This is a genomic window from Bradyrhizobium sp. Bra64, assembly GCF_024519875.1.
GTDB lineage: Bacteria > Pseudomonadota > Alphaproteobacteria > Rhizobiales > Xanthobacteraceae > Bradyrhizobium > Bradyrhizobium japonicum_G.
Genome location: NZ_JALJRD010000032.1, coordinates 1 through 1,423, shown reverse-complemented (window position 1 = coordinate 1,423; position 1,423 = coordinate 1). Strand labels below are relative to the sequence as shown.

At 66.6% G+C, this 1,423-nt stretch carries 1 protein-coding gene; it reads right to left on the bottom strand.

Annotated features, from left to right (window positions below; translation table 11 throughout):
- Nucleotides 1-67: 67 nt before the first annotated feature.
- On the bottom strand, nucleotides 68-1,267 hold the full coding sequence (locus NR187_RS34825) for an IS256 family transposase (RefSeq protein ID WP_256809520.1): 1,200 nt from the start codon (nucleotides 1,265-1,267) through the stop codon (nucleotides 68-70).
- Nucleotides 1,268-1,423: the final 156 nt, after the last annotated feature.

Below are 1,423 nucleotides of genomic sequence, written 5' to 3'. Positions count from 1 at the left end.
GATCGTGTCCCGTTCGGTGGTGTAGCTGACGGTGGATCACCGCGTTCGCCGGCGAGGGCCGGGCCGGTCAGCTGGCGATAGCCTGAAGGCTGACGGTGGGATCATCGCTCAATGGCGCGATGGTTTCCAGCGTCATGTAGCGTGCACGCTGGACGGCCCATTCATCGTTCTGCTCGAGCAGGATCGCTCCGATGAGGCGGACGATGGCATCCTCGTTGGGGAAGATGCCGACCACCTCGGTCCGCCGCTTGATCTCGCCGTTGAGGCGTTCGATCGGGTTGGTGGAGTGCAGCTTGGTCCGATGCTGCGGCGGGAACGTCATATAGGCGAGCACGTCGGTCTCGGCCTCGTCGAGGAAGCAGGCCAACTTCGGCAGCTTGGGGCGGAGCTGATCGGCGACTTTGCGCCATTGGGTGCTGGCGGCCTCGGCATCGTCCTGAGCAAACGCGGTGGCGATGAAGGCGGAGACAACGCGTCGGCCGCTCTTGCCGGCATGCGCCAGCGCGTTGCGCATGAAGTGGACGCGGCAGCGCTGCCAGCTGGCGTTGAGCACCTTGGCGACGGTGGCCTTGATACCCTCGTGGGCGTCGGACACGACCAGCTTGACGCCGCGCAGGCCGCGACGGGCGAGCTTGCGCAGGAACGCCGTCCAGAACGTTTCGGCCTCGGACGGCCCAATATCCATCCCGAGCACTTCGCGGCGGCCGTCGCTGTTGACGCCGACCGCGACGATCACCGCGACAGACACGATCCGCCCATTCTGGCGCACCTTCACGTAGGTGGCGTCGATCCACAGATACGGCCAGTCGCCCTCGATCGGACGGCCAAGGAAGGCCTGAACCTTGTCGTCGATCTCGCCACACAGCCGGCAGACCTGGCTCTTGGAGATCCCGGTCATCCCCATGGCCTGCACCAGATCGTCGACCGACCGGGTCGAGACGCCCTGCACATAGGCTTCCTGCACCACGGCGGTGAGCGCCTTCTCGGCCATCCGGCGCGGCTCCAGGAAACCCGGGAAGTAGGAGCCCTTGCGCAGCTTGGGAATGCGCAGTTCGACCGCGCCGGCGCGGGTCTCCCAGATCCGGTCCCGGTAGCCGTTGCGCTGGGCCAGGCGCTCGGGGTTCTTCTCCCCGTAGGCCGCCCCGGTCTGGCCCTCGACCTCCAGCTCCATCAGCCGCTGGGCGGCAAAGCCGATCATCTCGCGTAGCAGATCGGCATCGGGGGTCTTCTCTACGAGCGTGCGCAGGTTCATCATGTCGTTGGTCATCGGTGGTTCCTCGGTTGCGTTGGCGTGTCGCAACCCGATCCTACCGGAGAACTGCCGGTGACCACCGCAAAGCCGCCCGCCCGCTACGGCGCTATTGGGGGCGCGCGTCCGGGCGGCTTTGCTCTACCGAGCTACACCACCTCCGGGGACACGACC

Bases quoted from the DNA above. Each gene is read 5' to 3' on its own strand.
- NR187_RS34825 (WP_256809520.1), bottom strand. From the start codon at position 1,267: ATGACCAACGACATGATGAACCTGCGCACGCTCGTAGAGAAGACCCCC.